14 protein-coding genes are annotated in these 22,320 nt (G+C 45.5%); 9 read left to right on the forward strand and 5 right to left on the reverse strand.

All coding sequences use genetic code 11. From position 1 onward, the window contains the following. Window positions 1-355: 355 nt before the first annotated feature. From OEV42_15290 to OEV42_15310, 5 genes are all read right to left on the reverse strand, one after another. Entirely contained in the window at window positions 356-1,189 is an 834-nt protein-coding gene (locus OEV42_15290) for a hypothetical protein (protein MDH3975641.1), read from the reverse strand. A 740-nt stretch (window positions 1,190-1,929) separates the two neighbouring features. Continuing rightward, a complete protein-coding gene (locus OEV42_15295) occupies window positions 1,930-3,657 on the reverse strand; it encodes a hypothetical protein (GenBank protein MDH3975642.1) in 1,728 nt (575 codons plus the stop codon). A gap of 38 nt (window positions 3,658-3,695) precedes the next feature. Beyond that, the gene (locus tag OEV42_15300; GenBank protein MDH3975643.1) at window positions 3,696-5,414 is read right to left on the reverse strand and encodes a hypothetical protein; all 1,719 of its coding nucleotides are present in this window, start codon (window positions 5,412-5,414) and stop codon (window positions 3,696-3,698) included. Window positions 5,415-5,452: 38 nt separating this feature from the next. Further along, entirely contained in the window at window positions 5,453-7,195 is a 1,743-nt protein-coding gene (locus OEV42_15305) for a hypothetical protein (GenBank protein ID MDH3975644.1), read from the reverse strand. 191 nt (window positions 7,196-7,386) lie between these two features. Next, window positions 7,387-10,587 (reverse strand): hypothetical protein, encoded by a 3,201-nt coding sequence (locus OEV42_15310; GenBank protein ID MDH3975645.1) that lies wholly within the window; start codon window positions 10,585-10,587, stop codon window positions 7,387-7,389. 170 nt (window positions 10,588-10,757) lie between these two features. On the opposite strand from OEV42_15310, the gene cimA reads away from it, so the two are divergent. From cimA to OEV42_15355, 9 genes are all read left to right on the forward strand, one after another. Beyond that, window positions 10,758-12,341 carry a citramalate synthase gene (cimA, locus tag OEV42_15315; protein MDH3975646.1) on the forward strand — a complete coding sequence of 528 codons (1,584 nt, stop codon included), beginning with the start codon at window positions 10,758-10,760 and terminating at the stop codon, window positions 12,339-12,341. Then, a complete protein-coding gene (locus tag OEV42_15320) occupies window positions 12,338-12,826 on the forward strand; it encodes a helix-hairpin-helix domain-containing protein (protein ID MDH3975647.1) in 489 nt (162 codons plus the stop codon). Before cimA ends, OEV42_15320 begins: the two co-directional genes overlap by 4 nt. Window positions 12,827-13,451: 625 nt before the next feature. Then, window positions 13,452-13,967 carry a hypothetical protein gene (locus tag OEV42_15325; protein ID MDH3975648.1) on the forward strand — a complete coding sequence of 172 codons (516 nt, stop codon included), beginning with the start codon at window positions 13,452-13,454 and terminating at the stop codon, window positions 13,965-13,967. A 31-nt stretch (window positions 13,968-13,998) separates the two neighbouring features. Continuing rightward, window positions 13,999-14,460 (forward strand): phosphohistidine phosphatase SixA, encoded by a 462-nt coding sequence (sixA, locus tag OEV42_15330; GenBank protein MDH3975649.1) that lies wholly within the window; start codon window positions 13,999-14,001, stop codon window positions 14,458-14,460. A gap of 447 nt (window positions 14,461-14,907) precedes the next feature. Then, a complete protein-coding gene (locus OEV42_15335; protein ID MDH3975650.1) occupies window positions 14,908-15,603 on the forward strand; it encodes a response regulator in 696 nt (231 codons plus the stop codon). Window positions 15,604-16,279: 676 nt separating this feature from the next. Continuing rightward, window positions 16,280-18,235, forward strand: a complete 1,956-nt coding sequence (locus OEV42_15340; protein ID MDH3975651.1) for an acetoacetate--CoA ligase — start codon at window positions 16,280-16,282, stop codon at window positions 18,233-18,235. 260 nt (window positions 18,236-18,495) lie between these two features. Then, complete coding sequence (locus OEV42_15345) at window positions 18,496-19,539, forward strand: L-erythro-3,5-diaminohexanoate dehydrogenase (GenBank protein MDH3975652.1); 1,044 nt, start codon at window positions 18,496-18,498, stop codon at window positions 19,537-19,539. Window positions 19,540-19,726: 187 nt separating this feature from the next. Then, on the forward strand, window positions 19,727-20,977 hold the full coding sequence (gene ablA / locus OEV42_15350) for a lysine 2,3-aminomutase (GenBank protein MDH3975653.1): 1,251 nt from the start codon (window positions 19,727-19,729) through the stop codon (window positions 20,975-20,977). Between the two features lie 324 nt (window positions 20,978-21,301). Next, a complete protein-coding gene (locus tag OEV42_15355; protein MDH3975654.1) occupies window positions 21,302-22,312 on the forward strand; it encodes a hypothetical protein in 1,011 nt (336 codons plus the stop codon). Window positions 22,313-22,320 lie beyond the last annotated feature (8 nt).

Raw genomic sequence — 22,320 nt, forward strand, 5'->3', positions numbered from 1 at the left:
GGTCGCTAACGATCTCTCAATTAGCTATTTTCTTTGAAGGAAGGCTGGATAAAGAATTAATGCTTTGATATGATGAATAATTCCATTAACCCTGACACAGATTATTGAACACTACCAAAATATATTCCATTCTGGTAGTCCATGGATTCCCATCATCTCCAAATTGGGTTACTATGTATCGACCAGAAAGAAAATAATTAGATATTCCATAAATACCGGACTGCCCCCCAATCATCATACTGATAACACTACCCGCGTTATCCGTGTCGGTTAAAGTAAATTTATAACCGTCAGGATCAACGGAATAGGTAGCTGAACCGGTAGCATTGCTACCGTTTGAATCATCCAGAGTTGATCAGGTTACACTTCCACTACCGTCAAACTCAAATAGCATTCTTGCAGTCCACGGGTTTGTGTCATCGCCAAATTGGTTTACGATGTAAGATCCTATTAATGTGCCATTGTTCAACGTAGAACCTTTTTTCATACCAACCATCAGGTGGATAGTATTATCTGTATTATCTGTATCGGCTGTGGAAAATCTAAGCCCATCAGTTGAAACATGGCCCCTGTCGCCATTGGCAAAAGTTAAGGTGCCGTCCATAGCAACAGTATATGTAGTTGAACCTGATGCTGTGCTGCCATTTGAATCTGACAACGTTGACCAGTTTACATAGCCATTACCATTAAAAACAAACTCCTTTCTTGCGCTCCAAGGGTTTGGGTCATTACCAAACTGATTGATAACATACGTGCCATTTAATGTTGCATTGGACATGCAGTTAGAGTCGATTAATACACCTGTGCGATCCACGGAAAAGTATGTTTGGGGATCATTGTGGGTCCATAGTTCGGCACAATATGAAAAAGGATCAGGCTTTTTGACATTTACTGTATACAGCTTGCCCTTGGAAAATGGGCCAAGGCTACCATAGTCAGAAAAATTAATTGATATTTGGTTGCTGCCCTCAGGTACGGTTTCAAAAGGTGTTGCACAATCTATACAATCAGCAGTATACCCAAACCCTCCATGATCGATTACCGCTCCGCCAACGGTTACATTCGACAATTGTGTAAATGAGTTGTTGGTTACTTCTGCTTGAGGAGGCGACTTGTCATCATCATCCCCGCATGCTGCCAATAAAAGTATTAGTGCAGATAAAAAAACATGTAAAGTAAGTTTCCTCATTTTTTACTCCTTATTTGTTGTTTAAAACCACTATGCTTTGATTTTGTCGTGCAGTTTATATTTCAGAAAATCCATTGTAAGCACAGTGATTATGGGTTTTATCCAGTGATAATTGATTTGGGCCTTCTTCTCAAATCATAAGTGCATACCCTTTAAAGATAAATGCTTGTTTTTTTGTACATCGCTATACCGGAAAAATAGATTTTATCCTTTGGTATATACAAACGATGCGGGTCTCCGTGGCAAGCCTTCTGCCTTTAATTCACGACAAAATTCTAACATTTAGCAGGTTACATATTGATTACATATTGGAGAAAAATGAAAGAAGAGTTGTAATTGCCTGATATTGAAGGAGTATTATTTTGGATTTATTTTTTCCGTAGGCATAGTTTAAAACTATGCACTTTCAGTGTAAGGTTTTCAGCTTTGATTTTTTTCAATGCAAAATTCTCCAAAGCTTTCATTCCCGCTCTTTTTGTCATTCCCGTACCCGCAAGAAGGGGTACTGGCGGGAATCGGGAAGTCCTATAGGTAGTCAATTTTGAGTGGTTAACGCTACGGATAAAAGCGTTATTTGAAGAGCATCACGGCACGGCCGGCAGCCCTGCGTTCAGAGGCTGAGTTTTCCCGGGCAGGCGATATTACCTATTTGAGGTACAATGCACTTGTTAAGTCATTTTTTTACAGAAAAAAACCGGCGGAACGAACCCGCCGGTTAAATATAATAACAAAACAATTAATTATTTAGAAATATTCAACTGCACATCCACTATACCATTGTAAGAAAATTCAGGCATACCGGTAATATCGACTGTATTATCATCCCGCCAAACCGAATGATTGGGAAAGCGCGCTGCGTTAGAAGAGGCTGAAACTCGATTATTCCCCGGTGAAGCAGAATCCGCCATAAACAGTATACTCATGTTCTTAGTTGGATCATGAGTAAAAGCGGTCTGCAGAGGAATCCTTATCCAGTCGCCCGTCTTAAGTCCTGCAGGGATATCAAAAGTTCCATTAAAGACCAGCGTAGAGCTTAGTTCCATATTGCTGGAATAGATGTCTGCCACGTTAAATGTTGTTTTGGCGGTAGCCCCCATATATATTTTGTAATCGGGAATTGTTGCCGCCACTGAATCTGCTCCCAGCATTACACTGATGCCGGTAACGGTACCACCGGTACCGATAAGAGAGGGTGTGTACAGGCTTTGTATCTGACCGTCACCGGTTCCCGTTACTCCACCAAGCACCTGTCTGTAACTATGGCCTCCCATCGGCATTATTTGAACAGGCGCGCCGTTAAAGCGGAGCTTTATGTGGTGAGTTGCAGAGTAAACGTCAAATGCAACGTCATTTCCGATACTGCCAAGAGCCATGCGCCCTGCTGTGGTAAAGGTAAACCTTAATATTGTATTAGTAGTTGCGGTAAAGGTGTTAACCTCAACAACGAGGTTATCGTTGCCGTTATAGGTGAATATCCCGTCAGGAACGGGTACCCAGAAGTATTCCCCTGCCTGAAGCCCTGCCGGAATGGTAAAGTCTACGGCATTTGCAACAGTGACAGGCGCCCCTGAGTTAAAGTTGTCGGCAAATGCAGTCGACAGTTCCGTGAGAGTCGTATGGCCCAGCTTGAGCGTATAGGTCACGTCATTTTGAAAAGAGGTAGCGTTCATTTGGAAAGCGACGCCGGTGACAGGGCCGGAGCCATCGATCTCGTCCGCCTTATAGAGGGCTTGTACCTTATTGGTGAGGAGCGATGACTGTGAAAATGGCGATTCAATACTTAATACATCACCAAAGGTTTGTTCATTATCACCGCCGGAAAATTTAAAGGAAATGGTAATGTTGGCCGTTGAAGTTGCGCCCGTTGCTGCAGTGGCGGAAGACTCATGTACACTCGCTGTGTACCCCACTCCGAGCCCTGTATCCAAATATACGGTTCCCGAACATGCGGATGTTCTTGAAATTTCAAGTAACAGATTATCAACACCGTTGTAATTGAAAGCGCTCGTCAGTGGAATTTCAAAGAACGCATCTGTAGCGCCGGCGGGGATAGTAATTGTAGCGTTATCGACGACAGTGACAAGACTTCCCTGTCCTGTTTCAATGGCATCAGCATATGTTGTCGTTAAATCAGTAACATTTGTATGGCCGAGCTTAAGCGTTGTATTGTCACAGGTAACACCCGTTACCAGATCGCTATCATATTGAAATCGCAGCGCTGACACATTACCCGAACCCTTAATATCGCCGGCACGGTAGAGATGGTGACCTCGAAAGCTGGTAAGATTGCCAAATTGCGCAACCCAAAAAGCGTCATTATATACAATGTCCTTTTTAAACCCGCCTTTTGCAAGCGGGTTGCCGCCATCACTGCCGCTGCTGCCGCTGCTGCCGCCACAGGCGGTGAGGACCATGGTAAGCAGTATGGCGAATATTGCAATGATTAAAGATCTTTTTTCTCTTTTCATCTGTAAACCTCCTTTGAATTAAATCAAAAAACAATCCATTATTTAGAAATATTCAACTGCACATCCACGATACCATTGTAAGAAAATTCAGGCATATCGGTAATATCGACTGTATTATCATCCCGCCAAACCGAATGATTGGGAAAGCGCGCTGCGTTATTAGAGAATGAAACGGGATTATTTCCCGGTGAGGCAGAATCTGCCATGAAGAGTATGCTCATGTTCTGTGTTGGATCATAAGTAAAAGCGGTCTGTAGAGGGATCCTTATCCAGTCCCCCGCCTTAAGTCCCGCCGGGATATTAAAAGGTACGTTAAATACGAGCGTAGAGTTTAGTTCCATATTGCTGGAATAGGTGTTCGCTGAATCAAATGCGGTCCTGGCAGTAGCCCCCATATATATTTTGTAATCGGGAATTGTTGCCGCCACTGAATCTGCATTCAGCCGTACATTGATGCTGCTAACGGTACCACCGGTACCGATAAGAGAGGGTGTGTACAGGCTTTGTATCTGAGCGTCGCCCGTCGCCCCGTATCCACCAAGCACATGATAGTAACTATTGCCTCCCCCCGGCATTATCTGAATAGGCGAGCCGTTAAAGCGGAGCTTTATGTGGTGAGTAAGCGGGGGAAGGCTGCCTGCCGTGTCATTTCCACTATCGCCGGCAGCCATACGTCCTGCCGAGCTGATGTCATACCTCACAGGGGTAACATTAGTTACGGCAGAAACGTCAACTTCAACGAGGAGGTTATGGTTGCCGTTATAGGTGAATGTTCCATCAGGAATGGGCAGCCAGAAGTAGTCACCTGCCTGAAGCCCTGCCGGGATGGTAAAGTTTAGGGCATTTGCAACAGTGACAGGCGCCCCTGCGTTAAAGTTGTCGGCAAATGCAGTCGACAGTTCTGTGAGAGTCGTATGGCCCAGCTTGAGCGTATAGGTCACGTCATTTTGTAAAGAAGTGGTGTGCATCTGGAGTGCGACGCCGGTGACAGGACCGGAGCCGTCTATTTCGTCCGAATTATAGAGTATTTGCACTTTCGTATTGAAAGTGGAAAATGGCCAGTTTAAACCTGATGTGCCGCCAAGGTTTTGTTCATTATCACCACCGGAAAATTGAAAGGAAATGGTTATGTTGCCTGTTGAAGTTGTGCCTGTTGTTGCAGTGGCGGAAGATACGGAATGTACATTTGATGTGTACCCCACTCCCGTTCCTGCATCTAAAGGTACGGGCCCGGAACAGGCAGTTGTTCTTGAAATTTCAAGGAGCAGATTATCAACACCGTTGTAATTGAAAGCGCCGCTTATTGGAATTTCAAAGAACTCACCTACAGCACCGGCGGGGAAAGTAATTGTCGCGTTATCGACAATAGTGACAAAACTTCCCTGACCTGTTTCAATGGCATCGGTAAATGTTGTCGTTAAATCCGTAACATTTGTATGGCCGAGCTTAAGTGTTGTGTTGTCACAGGTAACGTCCGCTGCCAGGTTGGTATGATATTGAAACCGCAATACTGTCATATTACCGGAACCCTTAATATCACCGGCCCGGTAGAGATGGTGATACCGAATGGCGGGATAAGTGCCGAATTGCGCATCCCAGGGAGCGCCATTATATACAATTTTTTTTATAAACCCGCCTTTCGCAAGGCCGCCCACATTGCTGCCGCTACCACCACTGCTGCCGCCACAGGCAGTAAGGACCATGGCAAGAAATGTGATGAATATGAGAATAATGAAAAAATTCTTTTTTCTTTTCATCTGCAAACCTCCTTTAAATTAAATCAGAAAAGAATCCATTATTTAGATATATTCAACTGCACATCCGCTAAAGAACCCTGCATCCAGCCAGGGGAACCGGTTATATCAACACTATTATCAGATCGCCCAACCGTATTTGCCGGGAACCATGTTCCGTTAGAAGAGGTTGAAACCGGATTATTTCCCGGTGAAGCAGAATCCGCCATAAAGAGAATACTCATGTTCTGAGTCGGGTCATAAGTAAAAGCGGTCTGTAGAGGAATGCTTATCCAGTCGCCTGCCTTAAGGCCTGCCGGGATATCAAAACTTCCGTTAAATACGAGGGCAGAGTTTATTTCCATATTGCTGGAATAACTGTCCGCCGCGTCAAACATGGTCTTGGCGGTAGTCCCCATATATATTTTATAATCGGGAATTGTTGCCGCCACCGAATCTGCCTTTAGCCTCAGACCGATGCCGGTAACAGTGCCACCTGTACCGATAAGACCGGGTGTATACAGGCTTTGCAGCTGACCGGCGCCGGTTCCCGGGACTCCACCAAGTACATGCCTTGAATTACTGCCTCCCACCGGAATGATCTGAACAGGCGCGCCGTTAAAGCGGAATTTCACAGGATGATATCGGCTCAATGGTATTCCCGTTGTACTGCCTGGATTACCGACTAACTTTGTATCTGTCAGAATATCATTGTAGGCCCTTAACTCTAAAGTGCCTGTGGTGGCGGTCGTCTCTATTTCAACAATAAGATTATCTGTGCCGTTGTAATTGAAAACACTGTCGGGTAATGGGAACCAGCAATACTCTCCCGCCGGAATTCCGGCGGGTACCTTGAAGAGAGTATTGTTTGCTGCGGTTACGGGTGCGCTTGAAAAATTATTTGCAAAAGTAATGTTTCCTGCGAAGCTGCTTATTGTTGCATGCCCCATTTTAACGGTATAAGTAAACTCTTGCGCCGTCGAGTCAGCGTCCAGCATAAATGCAATTCCTGTAACAGGACCGGAACCGTCAATTTCTGCCGCAGTATAATGCAACTGCACTTTACGCCCAAGTGTTGCATTGCCCGTAAAGGGAAATTCATGGGGAACTGCCGTGCCGATTGTCGAGGGAACTGCATTATTACCACCGGAAAATTGAAAGGAAATGCTAATGTTGTTTTGATAAGCTGCGCCCGTTGCTGCAGTGGCGGGAGTAGCAATAACACTCGCCGTGTACCCTACTGCGAGCCCTGTATCCAAAAATACGGTTCCGGAACATGCGGAGGTTCTTGTAATTTCAAGCAACAGATTATCAGCGCCGTTGTAATTAAAAGGGCTGGTCAGTGGAATTTCAAAGAACTCACCCGCTGTGCCGGCAGGGATAGTAATGGCAGTGTTATTGACTGCAGTGACAAAACTTCCCTGGCCTGTTTCAATGGCGTCGGCAAATGTTGCCGTTAAATCAGTAACATTGGTATGGCCGAGCTTAAGTGTCGTATTGTTACAGGTAACATCTGCCGCCAGATCGGTATCATATTGAAATCGCAGCGCTGTAATATTGCCGGACCCCTTAATATCACCGGCACGGTAGAGGTGTTGATATCGAATGCCGGGAGTCGTGTCAAATTGCCCAATCCAAAAAGTATTATTATATACAATGCTCTTTTTAAACCCGCCTTTTGCAAGGCCGTCACTCCCAACTTCACCGCCACCTCCGCTGCTGCCGCTGCTGCCACAGGCAGTGAGGACCATGGCAAGCAGTATGGCGAATATTGCAAAGATTGAAGATCTATTTTCTCTTTTCATCTGTATATCTCCTTTAAATCATTTTGGGATGCCCCGCCTTCGGGCGGCATATGCTTGCGATGGGGGCCTCCATGTCAGGCCTTCAGCTTTTCAGGTACAGCAAAATCCTAACACCTGGCAGGGTACAGATGAGTTACATATTGAAAGAAAATGAAAGAAGAGTTGTAATTGCTTAATATTGATGGCGTTTTTTAAAGCGCTCTGAACAGAGAAACCGTCTCTTCCGACGGCTCTATACCGAGTGAAGAGGAAAGAACCTTTTTGCAGCGATAATATATTGTTATTGCTTCTGCTTTATTTCCCAGTTTGTGATGACATTTCATGAGGGAGCGATAAAATTCTTCTGCCAGGCAATCTATTTCTATGCCGCGCTGGTAGCAGTGGGTGGCACGTTCATATTCTCCCGCTTGTTCATGACAGTCTCCCAGTTTCTTGACAAGACGGTGGAATTTGCTTCTCAAGCGCTCTCTCATAGACAAGGTCCAGGGCTGCCAGCTGTCCCGGGAGAGGAAGGAAGCATGATAGAGCCTGATGGCCCTTTCCGTTTGTTCAAGGTTTTTTGTTATATGGGAGCCCATTTCATCTTTTCGCCACTCCAGATCGACCTTGTCGGCAAGCCGTTCAAATTCCCAGGCGTCAACCCAGAAGTAATCAGGATCCAGGTTAACCACACCATCTGAAAAGTAAAGTGATTTTTCATGGCGAAGAAGTTTGCGGAGACGATAAAGGGTCGTTTTGAAAGACTGGTGGGCCGCATCACCCTCTGCCTCCGGCCAGAGAAAGGAAGTGAGATCTTCTTCCCGAACACCCCGGCCTCCAAGGGAAATAATGGCTTTCAGCATATCAAGGGGCTTTTTCTTGCTCTTACCGGAAAAACGGATCGTCTCTCCGTCAATGACCAGACCGAACTGCCCCAGAGTGTAAACCTTGATCGGCCAGGGCCAGTTTTCAAGGTCCGTCATATCCTCGGGAGGAAGGAGGCTGCCTTTACGGATGAGCTGCTGCACATACTCCACCTCTATACCGGCTAAAAGCGCTTTAGCGTAGAGATTGCTATGAATCCCGGGCAGGCAGAAAAAGAGGGTGTCTTCATAGCCTCTGTCTCTCCCCTGGGCAAGACCCGTCTTAAGCGCTTTAAAAGCGGCTCCATCATCTCCTCTGTGAAAAGTTAAGTGAGCCTTCAATAAGTGTAATTCGAAAGCATGTCCCTTGCCGCCAAACTTTCGGCAATTATCAATGGCTGCTGAAAGCGCCGCCCAAGCTTCCTTAGGTTTTCCCAACTCATGAAAGATATAAGCACGCAGCGAAAGAGTCGTCATCATTGGTGGTATTGCCCCGATTTCCAGGTTTATTTGAAGGGAAATAGAGATCTCCTTTTCGGCAAGGGGCAGATTTTTCTTATAGATAGCCCAATAAGCCTTGAGAAAATGATAAATTGAACGCTCGAAAGAACTGATAATGCCTGAAGACGATTCAATGATCTTCATGTAGTCATCAGCTCTTTTTAAATCGCCCTGTTTAAGCGAACTCCACAAGGCCTGTGCTGCAATCATCACATCAAAGAGGTGAATACCGCTGCGGCGTGCTATTTCCAGGGATTTGTCAACTACTTTCAAACACTCCTCATGATTACCCCTGAAATTGGCCTGATCGGACTCGGCCAATCTTGCCTGCATTATCGCCAGGCCTGACAAGTTGCCACTATCCACTAAGCTCTTTATCGATAAAATAACCTCATCTGCTTCTTTCAATTCGCCACGCATCAGTAAAAGGAGAGAGAGCGTTACCAGTGCATCCACCCGGCAGTTCAGGTCGGGGCTGATTTCCTGAAGGGAAAGAGCGCGCTCTTTCCAGAATTCAAATTGATGGTGATGAGGGTAACATTGGGTCAGTCCTGAAAAAACTGCAATGGAAATGCGGGTCTCGATCTCACCTTTGGGGATGGGCCCATACTTTTTAACAAGGTTGTCGAGAATGTCAAGCCAGTCTTCAAATCCTTTAAAATCGTCCCATCCCCAGCGAATGGAATCAATCACACCGCACCAGGAAAGAAAAACGCCGGCGCCATCTTTCCGATCATCCAGGAGCTTAAGTGACTTTTTGAAAATGGGTCGGGCCTCAATCATGTTATAAGCCATCTTGCAGGAGCCGAGCCAGAAGACGAGCCAGGGGTTTTCTTCCCGAACCGGCTCCGGCACTGCCAGTATCCATGCCTCAATTATCCGGTTACGTCCCTGCCCGATGTAAATGGGCGCATTCTTAAGGATGAGCGCAATGAGCTGTTCCAAATCACCTGTTTTTATCATGAGTTGTGCTGCCTCTTCTATCTGACCGGATTGAGAAAGGAGCGTGGCGGCACGTCTTAAAAACTGATTTTTGTCCTCTTCAGAAAAATACTGGTCAGCCTCATTTAGTAAAAAGGCCCTGAAAAGAGGGTGATACTGATATACAGGCGGGCTCTGCATCCGCTTCTCTGTAAAAGAATTGCTACCGTAGAGATCAGAGAGTATGCGGCGGGCCTGTTTGACACGGGTCAGTTCTTTTGCCATCTCGGTTGTCATGGCCGGCATAAAGGCTGTTTTAAGCAGAAAGACCCGGGTTTCTTCATCAAGCCGGTAAAAAATCTCATGGGCAAAGTAGCTGAATATCGCCTCAGGTGTGTTATCACTTAATGGCATAGCGGAAAGCTTGTCGAGGTGAACCGATTCCAGCATGAGGATGAGTCCTGCCAGCCAGCCTCCCGTTTTCCGGTGTAATACTTGAGGAAGGTGAGATTCCATCAGGGCAGGTTTGGTGAGGCGGACAAGGCCCGCTGTCTCTTCAATATCGAGTTGAAGGGTCTCCCAGCCGATCACCGTCATCTGCCGGTTGAGTTGCAGGCGGGAAAAAACCTCGGGCGGATTCACCCGGCTCATGATGATTACAAAAATTCCATCAGGCAGGACGGACAGCCCGGAATTGATTATGTCATGAAAGTCGGACTCTGCGGAAACTTCGTGGTAGTTGTCAAAGACGATCACAGACGGCGGCTTCAAACGGCTGCAGAGTTCTTCAAAAAAACGTCTTGCAAAGGTGGGTATACCCATCATGAATTCGGGGGTAAGGTGGGGCAGAGGCTTTTTTCGACGTGGCGCCGCTTTTTTTGCAGCCAGTCCCAGATAGTGAAAGAATGTGGCAATGTCCCCGTCGCCACTATCGAGGCGGTACCAGATATGCGGGATATTTCGTGAGCGAAGGTAGCTTGCTGCCAGTGTTGTTTTCCCTGAACCTCCGGGAGCGCTTATCCAGGTAAGAGGACGTTTATGATCTAAAAGACTGTACAGCCTTTCCCTTTCAAGTATATCCCCCGGAACAGGAACTGCAATCTTGGCGATTGATGTTTTTTTGTTCATAGGCTTATGTGCCGTTTGTGTAAATAGGCTGATTATACTAAAGCAGCTTCCCTTGTAAAGAGATTATTTCTTAATATTGTGCAGGAGTCTTATAAATAAACAGTCCTTTCCCTTGAAATATCAAGCCCTAATATTATAAGATAGAAGGATTACTTTTTAGCAGGGAACTTATGAGAAAAATAACGCTTTACGATACGACACTAAGAGACGGGACCCAGGCCGAAGATATTTCCTTTTCGGCAGAAGATAAGGTAAGAATTACCGAAAGGCTCGATGAACTCGGCATTCATTATGTTGAAGGCGGCTGGCCCGGCTCCAATCCGAAGGATCTCGAATTCTTTGAAAGGGTAAAGGGGAAGCATTTTTCCAACCTTAAAGTGACTGCTTTCGGCAGTACGAGAAGGGCAGGCAACAAGCCTGAGAAAGATCCCAACCTGATGGCCCTTTTGGAGTGCGGCGTTGATGTGACAACTATATTCGGCAAGACATGGGACCTGCATGTGACGAAGGCCCTCGGTATTTCACTGGAGGAGAATCTCGACCTTATCGGATCCTCTATTGCCTATCTTAAAAGCAGGGTTTCTCAAGTCTTTTATGATGCAGAGCATTTCTTCGACGGTTTCAAAGCCAATGCCGACTATGCCATAAAAACCCTTAAGGCGGCAGCAGAGGCAGGCGCTGATTGCCTTGTTCTCTGTGACACCAACGGCGGATCGTTGCCCGGTGAAGTAAAGGACGCCATAATCAGGGTAAAGCGTGAATTGTCGGCGCCTCTGGGAATTCATACCCAGAATGATTCCGGTCTGGCCGTGGCAAACTCCATGGTGGCTGTCGAAGAGGGGGTCGATCATATTCAGGGCACCATCAACGGCATAGGGGAGCGCTGTGGAAATGCCAATCTCTGTACCATCATACCCAATGTTCAGCTCAAAATGGGGCATAAGTGCCTATCTGATGAGCAGTTGAAAAAAATGAGGAGCACCTCACGTTTTATTGTGGAGCTGGCTAATCTCACACACAACAAGCACCAGCCCTATGTGGGGAATTCAGCCTTTGCCCATAAAGGGGGCATTCATGTGAGCGCTGTTTTGAAAGACAGCGAGACCTACGAGCATATCAGGCCCGAACGGGTCGGTAATCACCAGAGGGTTTTGGTCTCAGACCTGTCAGGCAGGGGAAATATTCTTTACAAAGCGAAAGCCTTCGGAATAGACATTGACAGTAAAGATCCTGTGCTCCAGGGAATTTTGAAAAACCTTAAGGAACTTGAGAACCAGGGTTTTCAGTATGAAGGGGCTGAGGCTTCTTTCGAAATGCTCATGAGAAAGGCACGGGGGGAGGAGTACAAGTTTTTTGATCTCATCGGCTTCAGGGTTATTGATGAAAAAAGGAAAGAGGACGAGCCTCCCATTGCGGAAGCGACTATCATGATCAAGGTGGGTGGCCATGTGGAACATACGGCTTCTGTTGGTAACGGCCCCGTTAATGCTATCGATAATGCACTGAGAAAGGCCCTTGAAAAGTTTTATCCTGAGCTAAAAGAGGTAAGCCTTATAGACTTCAAAGTCCGTGTGCTTACAGCCGGGGAAGGAACGGCTTCCTCCGTACGGGTACTTATGGAGTCCGGTGACGGTGAAGACAAGTGGGGAACGGTGGGCGTTTCTCATAATGTAATTGAAGCTTCCTGGCAGGCTGTTGTTGACAGTATAAACTATAAGCTTTTAAAGGAAGAACTAAAGAGAAAAGAACAATGAAAACAGGGAGGGAGTTTATTTTTTTAGCTTCCATCCTTTTTATTCTTTTGATCAACTTATCAAGGAGTGATTATTCACTCCTTTTTTATTCTCCTGACCCTCACTTGCGGGATGAGGGAGACTATGTGGAAATTGTGAAAGATGGAAAAGCAAGGCTTGTGCCGCTCGAGAGGGCACAAAAAACATTTGTCCTGAAAAATGGCCTTTCCCTTGAAAGAGGGGATTCCTTACGTGTTTCAGAAGAAGGGATGAGCAAAGGCCGAATGAGGGGAGGAACGCTGCTGATTCTGGGCCTTCCCATCAATGTGAATAACGCCTCTGTTCAGGATTTGACGGCAATTTCCGGCATAGGGCCGAAAACAGCCGCTGCCATAGTAAATTACCGGGAAAAAAACGGCCCTTTTAACACTTTACCGGATCTTATTAAGGTTAAGGGCATCGGGAAAAAAAGGCTTGCTAAAATGGAAAGGTTTTTAACGATTTAATCTGAGAAGCTGTATATATATGTTTGCCCGGAACTGTTTTTACATCCCTGTTCAGTTCTATTTAGTATCCATCCAGAAACTATAATAAATGAAACTATGTTTTCAATTCGGAAAGGAGGGATTTTTTGCAAGGTCAAGGAAATCAAGGGTTTCGCCGAGTTGTACTACTGTACATCGCACAAGCAAAACCGAAGATTGACGCAGAGATTGCGAAAAAGCACCCTTTCCGGATGAAAACTATTTATCCCCCCTTTAGCAAAGGGGGGCAAGGGGGGATTTGAAAATCCTGAAATTAGAAATTCCCCCTTTGTTACAGGGGGAGACAAGTGATAGCTATAAATAATCTCTTAGAAACAAGTGCCGCAACATATAGCGGTTTTTGCCGGCCTTTGGAGAAGAATAAAATATTTTAATCTTCACTTAACCTTCCTTACCTTCCATACAATTATCAATAATGCAGCAGGTGGTCAAAGATGAGAACAACACCCCTGTTTTACAGAATGGGTGACTTTGATTATGGAAACTTTCCCTGCTATGCTTAATGAAGTAATCATTGAGAATAACCAAGGGTCACAACAGAAAAGCATAGTAAAAAAATGACTGTCAGTCCGGTTCAACTTTAGCCATGAATGAAGCTCAAGAAAAAAGTGAGATCATAAGAATAGCCAACTGTATCATTCCAAGGCCCGGTGACAGGTCTATCATCCTTTCTATTAAAACGATGGCATTTAATGATTACAGCCTTCCCGGGAAAACTATGAAGGAAGATAGTGATATTGAAGGCTTTCTTATCGAGTCCGTCAGGGAAAAGACGGGAATTTCCATAGATGCTTTTGAGGAGAAGGTTTACCTGCTCTCATATGAAAAAAGAGGGCAACTCTACGAAAGAACAGTGCTTGTCGTCAGTCATTGCGAGGGGGTTCCCATTTCACTGGGGGACAGGGAGAAATATGGTATCGGTGTTTTTAAGCCGGATATTACCTTTACTCCTCAGTGGAAGACAAAGAAGGAGTACGCACTGGCGCCGGGTATCTATAAGACACTGCTTACTTACTATGCAGACCTGCCTGATCTTAAAGAAAAATACCCTGAGTACCTTCCTCTTGATCCTGAGGATGTGGGTACTATATGCGGTGAATGAATTGATAAAAGGGTAAGGAGAAAATCATTTTATGAAAGTCTATCTCGTTCAGCATGGCAAAGCCAAAAGCAAGGAGGAAGACCCCCGAAGGGGGCTCTCGGAAGAAGGGATAGAGGCGTCAGGGAAAGTCGCTTTGTGGTTGTCGGGAAGAAGCATTCAGGTAAACGCTATTTTTCATAGTGACAAGTTGAGGGCCCGTGAGACAGCCCGTATTTTCAGCGAACACCTGACAGTTTCCGTTAAGACAGAAGAGAGAGACGGCCTTTCTCCCAATGATGATCCGGCAATATGGAAGGAAGCCCTTGAAAAAGAGGATGAAGACATAATGCTTGTGGGACACCTTCCTCAACTGTCGAAGCTTGCTTCGCTTCTTTTGTGCGATACAAGCGATAGAGAAATGGTCAGCTTCACTAACTCCGGTGTTCTTTGCCTGGAAAAAGAGGGACGGAGGTGGGTAGTAAAATGGATGATCATACCTCAATTAATTAGCTGATATGAGCTTATTCCTCCCTCCATTTTATTTTACCTTTGAAAACGCCGTTCACTGGTCGGGATCAGAGTTTAAAGGTTTTGCCAAAAGGTTTCTTACTTTTCTTTTACCCTCAAGGGGCATAAAGGCGCCAAAGAAAAGTAAGCAAAAGAAAGGCCGCCCAAAAACTTGGTCCCGCAAGGCGGGACTTCCCTCGCTTCCACATCTGCCTTCGGCGGTCACAAAAACTCGCTTCGCTCAGACAGTTTGTGACCTTCATCCTCAGTCAGCTGCTTCACTCGGCTGCGTTTTAACGGGAAGTGATAAAAAGCCCTTTCAGGGCTAAAAGCAAAACCACGCCTTCTGGGCGTGAATTTTTTGCTAACAGTTTCATACAAAATAAATTGGAAAGGTCATCGTTTCTTATTGGCCCTTATTAGTAAGAAGGCAATTCATAGACAGGGGGAAATAATGGATGGAAATACAATCTTACTTGTTGACGATGTTGATTTCACTCTTGAAATAGAGAAGAAAACCCTGGAAAGAACGGGGTGCACTGTTTTAACGGCAAAAAGTGGTGCAGAAGCACTGGAAGTGATCGGTAAAATCCGCCCTAATCTCATTCTCATGGATATTTACATGCCCGGTATGAAGGGCGATGAGTGCTGCAAGATCATTAAGGAAAATCCCCAATATAAAGATATTCCCATTATTTTTACAACAACGGCAGGGTGGGAAGAAGCGAAACAAAAATGTGATACCTCCGGTTGCGACGGCGTGATTACCAAACCCTTTAAAGGGTATGAACTTTTCAGGGAAATAAAGAGATTTATAAAACTCGGTGAAAGGGAACAGATAAGGGTTTCATGCTCCAGTGAGATCACTTTCATCATTGCCGGAAGAGAGCATAAAGGTAAAATTCATGATATTAGTTCGGGAGGACTCTTTATAGAGAGCAAATATCTTCCCCAAAAAGGAAACAGGGCGGAACTTATCTTTTTACTCCCCGGTAGAGAGCGAAAAATTAAGGCCCGGGCAGAGGTCGTGAGAGTTGTCGAAAGGGGTTCGCTGTTAAATAGTGAAGAGGGCCGGGGCTTTGGAATTCATTTTCTTGATTTATCGGAAGATGCTCAGGCTGCCGTCAATGAATACGTTTACGGGCTTTAGTGATTTTTCATATATAATTAATATTTGAAATCCCCGTCCTTTGGGTGGGGTTAGAGTTAAAAGGCTTTGCCATAATAGTTTTTACTTTTCTTTTGCTGGATTTATGCCCCTTGAGGGTGCAAAGAAAAGTAACAAAAGAAAGGCCGCCCAAAGCCGGATAAACCGGATAAGTGCCTTAACGAAATAAATTTCTAAGTTACTAAACTTGGCCTTCGGCTTCCCTCCTTCCACCGTTGCCTTCGGCGGGCACAAAAACTCGCAGCGACCAGAGAGTCTGGCAGACAGTTTGTGCCCTTCATCCTCAGTCAACGGCTACACTCGGCTGCCTTTTAACGGGAAGGAAAAGCAAGCCCTTTTAGGGCTCAAGCAAGGCCACGTCCTCTGAGGCTGTGTCGCAATTAAGAATTTACTCAAAATCAGGCTAAAACAGGGTACCTGCGAACCATTCATTACCCCCATATCGTTGAATACAGGACATTCTGAGAAGAGACTTTTTTTGTGTCTTCTTCAAGATTTAATTGCGACACAGTCTCTTTGGGCGTGGATTCTCTACTCAGAGAATATTAAAAATCTTTTTACAATTCCATAAAAGCAATCTATTATAAAAAGAGAAAAGAGGATTGACGGTTGTAAAAAAAGCTTATTATATATAACCTTACCGCTATGAAGGAGGAATATGGGAAAAAAACTCTGGACACCGTCGGAAAATAGAGTAAAGAATTCCCATATGTACCGCTTCATGAATTATATTAATGAACGGTACCATCAAAACTTCTCAGGGTACGAGCCTCTTTATTCATGGTCTATTGAAAACATTCCCCTCTTCTGGTCCTCCTTTGCCGACTTTGCACAAATCAAATTTTCAAAACCCTGCCATCAGGTCATAGACGACCTTCATAAAATGCCCGGAGCCGGATGGTTCGACGGAGCACAGCTTAATTTTGCGGAAAACCTGCTCAGGTTCCGCGATGATGAGACGGCCCTTATTTTCAAAGGGGAAGGGCATCCTGTTAAAAAAATAAGCTATAAAGCACTCTATGATGAAACGGCCCGCAACGCTGCTTCTTTAAAAGAACTCAATATAAAGCCCGGAGAAAGGGTAGTTGGCCTTATGCCCAATATGCCTGAGGCGATCATTGCCATGCTTGCCGCAACAAGCAGGGGTGCCGTCTGGTCCTCCTGCTCGCCCGACTTCGGCAGGAAGGGAGTTATCGACCGTTTCGGCCAGATAAAACCCAGGGTGCTTTTTACGGCTGACGGCTACTTTTACAAAGGGAAAAAGATAGACTCCCTTGCTCTTGTTTCGGAAATTATGAAGGAAATTCCAAGCATCGAAAAGGTGGTGGTTGTTCCTTACCTTGAGCCGGAACCTGATATTTCGGGACTTCCTCATAGTATCCTCTTTGATGAGTTCAAATCAGGTAAAGAGGGACTTGATATCGATTTTGTGCAGCTTCCCTTCGATCATCCCCTCTACATTATGTATTCGTCAGGTACGACGGGCCTGCCCAAATGTATGGTCCAGAGTGCCGGCGGTATCCTCCTTAATCAGCTCAAGGAGCATATGCTTCATACCGATGTGAGTCGCAGCGATAAAATTTTTTATTTTACTACCTGCGGATGGATGATGTGGAACTGGCTCACCTGCGCCCTGGCGACAGGGGCCACCGTTGTTCTCTTCGACGGCAATCCCTTTTATCCCCATGCAGGCGCTCTATGGGAGTTGGCTGAAGAGACGGGAATGACTATTTTCGGTACCAGTGCAGGCTACCTTGCAGCCCTGGAGAATGCCGGTGTCAAGCCGGGAGAAGAATACGATCTTTCAGAACTAAGAGCCATTTTATCGACGGGATCACCTCTGCCGGAAGAGGGCTTTGAATTTGTATATAGCCGGATCAAGGAAGACCTTCAATTGGCATCCATTTCCGGTGGTTCCGATTTAAACGGCTGCTTTGCCCTCGGTAATCCCATGGGGCCTGTCTATTCAGGGGAGTTGCAATGCCGGGGCCTGGGCATGAAGGTGGAGGCCTTTGATGAAGACGGAAAAAGCCTTATTAACGAACAGGGAGAGCTGGTTTGTACAGCCCCTTTCCCCTCTATGCCCATCTATTTCTGGGATGATCCTGAAGGAGAAAAGTATCATCATGCCTATTTTGACGTCTATCCCCACGTCTGGCGTCACGGTGATTACATAGAAATAAATGGACGGGGCGGCGTTGTTATTCACGGGCGCTCCGATGCAACGCTCAATCCAGGCGGTGTTCGTATAGGCACGGCTGATATTTACCGCCTTGTCGAACTTTTTGATGAAGTGGAAGATAGTATTGTAGTGGGACAAAAATGGAAGAAGGATGTACGTGTTATTCTCTTTGTCAAACTCAATTCTGGATATGAGTTGACGGAGGAGTTAAAAAAGAAGATCAGGCTTTCCATCAGGAGCAATGCTTCACCAAGGCATGTGCCGGTAAAGATCATAGCCGTAGCTGATATTCCTTATACGCTTAATATGAAAAAGGTGGAGCTGGCGGTAAAGAAGGTGATTCATGGTGAGGTGGTGCTTAATAAGGATGCCCTCAGGAATCCTGAGGCGCTCGATTGTTATGTTGGGATTGAGGAGTTGGAGGAGGAGTAATGTCGTAAACTGAGAGCATAATAAGGTTCAACGTTGTTGACCTACTTTTCTTTGACGGCCAAAGAAAAGTAGGCAAAAGAAAGGCCGCCCACAAATTTGGCCTGCGGCTTCCCTCACTTATACAGTAGCTTGCGGCGAGAACAAAAACTCGCTTCGCTCAGACAGTTTGTTCTCTTCTTCCACAAGCTACTGCAACGTTCGGCTTCTTTGAATGGGATAAAAAATCTTAATTCTTTTATGTAAGGACAGGGTAGATATTAATGCAAAAAAAAGGAAATCCATATGGAATACATCGGGTCATAGGTGAGGAGGGGACGCTTCCACAGGCGGCGAAGAAGGTCGATAATGACATGTCTTTTCTCTATGATAATGAGATACTTTGTGACGTAATAACGCTCAATGTGGATGCCGCCTCCTTTGCTGTTATCAAGGAAAAGGGGGAAGGGGAGGCAGGGAAAATTTCGGCAATTATACTTGATATTGTGGCAAAGCAGGGAAAGCTTAAAAATCCCTGGACAGGGTCGGGGGGGATGTTTATCGGAACCGTTGCGAAGATTGGCGATGCCCTTGCTCATAAGGTCGATTTGAAAGAGGGGGATAAAATTGCGAGCCTCGTCAGCCTTTCACTGACGCCTTTGCGTATCGATGAAATTACAAATGTCCACATAGAGAAAGACCAGGTTGATATAAAGGGGCAGGCAATTCTCTTTGAAAGCGGACTCTGGGCTAAGCTCCCTCATGACATGCCCGAACCGCTTGCCCTTGCTTTGCTCGATGTGGCCGGTGCTCCTGCCCAGGTAGACAGGCTGGTTAAAAGTGGTGACACCGTTGCTGTTATCGGTGCCCGGGGCAAATCAGGACTTCTTTGCTGCTATCAGGCAAAAAAAAGGGTGGGAGCCAGTGGACGGATTATTGCCATTTTGCACCGTGAGAAAGGGCGTGACGATGTTGATGCTGCGCCTTTTATCGATGATATTATCATTAGTTCCGCTGATAAACCGCTGGAGCTTCTCGGGAAGGTGGAAGACGTAACGGGAGGCAAACTTTGTGACGTGGTCATTAACTGTGTTTCACGGGAGAACTGCGAAATGGGGGCTATTATGATTACCAGAGAGCGTGGCAAGGTTTACTTCTTCTCCATGGCGACCAGTTTTACCAAAGCGGCATTGGGGGCCGAAGGGATTGGGAAGGACGTTGAAATGATTATCGGTAACGGTTATTGTAAAGGGCATGCGGATTTGACACTCAATATTATGCGGGAGAGCGATTATTTGAAGGAGCTTTATTTGAAGCGTTATTGCTGATTAATTTCTCGCAAAGACGCAAAGGGCGCAAAGAGACCTTAAAATAGCTGAAATCAATTAAAAGAGATTTAGATTGCCTCCCTTTATTTGCAAAGACTAATGAGCTAATTAAAAGAGAATAACCTTTGCACCCTTTGCGGCTTTGCGAGAAACAAAACAGACCTCAACTCTACCAGGGAGACACAACATGAAAATGAGACACAAGCACTACGAAGATGTACCGGACAAAGACTGGAACGACTGGCGCTGGCAGCTCGACAACAGGCTCATGACTGTTGATGATATTGAGCATATCCTTAATCCCGCTCCTGAGATCATAGAAGGGATTAAGGCGGCATCGGCATTTTTCAGGATATCCATCACTCCTTACTATGCCAGCCTCATCGATATTGATGACGAGTACTGTCCCATCAAGGCCCAGTCCATCCCTTCCGTCAAGGAGAGTCATTTTTCCGACAGCGATATGGCAGACCCGCTTGAAGAAGACCGTGACTCACCCGTTCCGGGATTGACTCACCGTTATCCTGACAGAGTTCTACTCCTAATTACCGACGTCTGTTCCATGTATTGCAGGCACTGTACGAGGCGGCGCATGGTCGGGCAGGAGGACCGCACTTTCGATCCCAAACATTTTGAAGAGGCCATCGATTACATTAAAGAACATAAGGAAATTCGTGACATTGTTATTTCCGGCGGTGATCCTCTTATGGTGGGCAATGAAAAGGTGGAATATGTGCTTAAATCCTTAAGGGCCATTCCCCATGTGGAGATTATCCGCCTTGGAACGAGGTTGCCCGTTGTCCTTCCTATGCGAATTACCGATGATCTTGTTAACATGCTGAAAAAGTATCAACCCCTCTACATTTCGACTCACTTCAATCATGCAAAGGAGATTACTCCTGAATCGGAAAAAGCCTGTGCCATGCTGGCCGATGGGGGCTTTCCTATAGAAAACCAGACTGTTCTCTTAAGGGAAGTCAACGATTGCCCTCATGTCATTAAGGAACTGAATCAGAAACTTTTAAAGATACGGGTGCGGCCCTATTACCTGTACCAGTGTGACCTGTCGAAAGGAATTTCACATTTTCGTACCTCACTCGGGCGCGGTATCCACATTATTGAAGCGCTGAGAGGGCATACATCGGGACTGGCTGTTCCCACCTTTGTTGTCGACCTGCCGGGAGGGGGCGGTAAAGTGCCTGTCATGCCTAATTATCTCTTATCAAGGTCTGATGACAGGGCAGTGCTTAGAAATTATGAAGGGGCCATCACCGTTTACCGGGAGCCCCATCGCTGGGAAGGGATATGCGGCAGTGATCCGGCATGCAGTGAGCCTAAGTACAAATGCAGTAAAGGGCCCGGTATGCTCATGACCAAGCCCTTTAACATCCTTGAGCCTCAAAAGAGACGTATAAAGGGAAACTCTAAAAATTCATGACCGGCATCAAAAGGTTCAAAAAAACCAACTTCTGCGTTAAAAATTTTACCTATAGACTCGCTATAGGCTGCAATTTTTGCCTTGAATTTGGCTTTTTTGATTCCTTTATATGCTCGCCCAGAATTATTAGAGATTCCCTTAAACCTAGAAACGGCAGTTGGATCACGGTTTCTAGCGCAACCTCTTGATTCCACAGGGCTTTCAAAAAATGCCCGCTTAACCTATGGGTGAAGCTAAGATTTTTTGAAAGCCCTGTGAAACCAATATGTTACACTATAAATACATGCCCAACTGCCATATCTAGGTTAAGCCGAAAGAGAATGAATGAGGACAATTTCCTTCATCGGGTCTGATAAAAATGCAGGTAAGACGACGGCCCTTAATTATGTTTATAAGAAAATACTGGAGGAGAGTCCTTCAGGAAGAGAGATATGTATTACATCCATTGGTATCAACGGAGAAGATCTTGATTTTTTTGATGGCAGAGTAAAACCGAAAATTACCGTTCGTAAAGGGAGTTATTTTATTACCGCCCTTGAACATCTGGAAGAACATGACAATGCTTATGATGCCGTCCATCTCTTTTCAAAGGCACGGTTTTCTAAAGACTATAAACTTGGAAAATGCCGATATGATTTCGAGGCCGTTATTGAAGGGCCCAACAACAAGGAAGAAATTATGAGAATGAAAGGAGAGTTGAAATCGCTGTTTCCTCACGTTACACTTCTCCTTGACGGATCGGCTGATCGCCAGTTTCTTGCTCACCCCCATGTAAGTGATGCCTTCTACTTTGCACTGCTCATCACTCCAGGGAAGGAGCAGCTAGAAAAAGCGATGGACCTCCTCCTGCCTCTTTCCTTTCCTCTTTGTCGGTCGAAAGAAACAAGCTTAATCGAAAAGGAGAAAAAGGAAGAAACGAGATCGCTTCTCTTTGATGAAAAGGGGAAACTGCTCTATCATGGCAAGGAGATTCCTTTCCTCGATGAGAATTTAAAAGAGGCATGTAAGAAAGCAGGAGAGAGCAAGGGAATCCTCTACCTTAATGGAGCCCTGTCACCTTCACTTTTTTCATTCCTTGCTCCCATGGAAAATTTTGATGTCATTCTTGACAACCTTTTTCTTTACCAGAATGTGTCATCCGACAGTGCTACTAAGGAGGTCTTTCTACCCGACCTTTATCTCCTGCACCCCATTCAGGTACTTAATCTTTTTATTCGTATCGATGAAGGCCTCGGAGATGATGCCGGAAGAATTATTAACATTCTTCCTTTCCCTGCAGATGTTCCCCTTTGCAATCTCTTTAAAGATAATGAGATCAGTGTTCGGTTGCCCTGAATCAAAAT

It is taken from the genome of Deltaproteobacteria bacterium, from assembly GCA_029860075.1.
GTDB lineage: Bacteria > Desulfobacterota > JADFVX01 > JADFVX01 > JADFVX01 > JAOUBX01.